Genomic DNA, 263 nt, shown 5'->3' with positions numbered 1-263 from the left:
GTCGATATCCAGCGCGAACGCGGTCACCTGCTGGCCCTCGGCCAACGGGAATACCAGCGCCCCCTCCAGCACGCGCCGGTTCGGGTTGCGGAACACCAGTTCGATGCGGGTCTCGGCCCGACCGGCCGCCACATGGCTGTCGATGCGCGCCTGCTCCAGCTGCACCGGCTGTTCCGCACCGGCCACCTGCAGCCGCGGCGCGGTCAAGCGCTGCGCTGCCGCCGTCGGCACGCCCGCTCCCCCGCCCCCCCACCGCACCAACC

General features: G+C 73.8%; 1 protein-coding gene. It reads right to left on the bottom strand.

The annotated features are described in order from the left end of the window. A partial coding sequence (locus ACQG3P_RS20085; protein ID WP_426806027.1) for a VIT domain-containing protein occupies nucleotides 1-231 on the bottom strand: 231 nt, incomplete at its 3' end. Between the last annotated feature and the right edge of the window lie 32 nt (nucleotides 232-263).

The organism is Stenotrophomonas sp. SrG (assembly GCF_050031795.1).
Taxonomy (GTDB): Bacteria; Pseudomonadota; Gammaproteobacteria; order Xanthomonadales; family Xanthomonadaceae; genus Stenotrophomonas; species Stenotrophomonas rhizophila_A.
The sequence above is the reverse complement of the archived record's forward strand: the minus strand, read 5'-3'. Positions and strand labels throughout refer to the sequence as shown.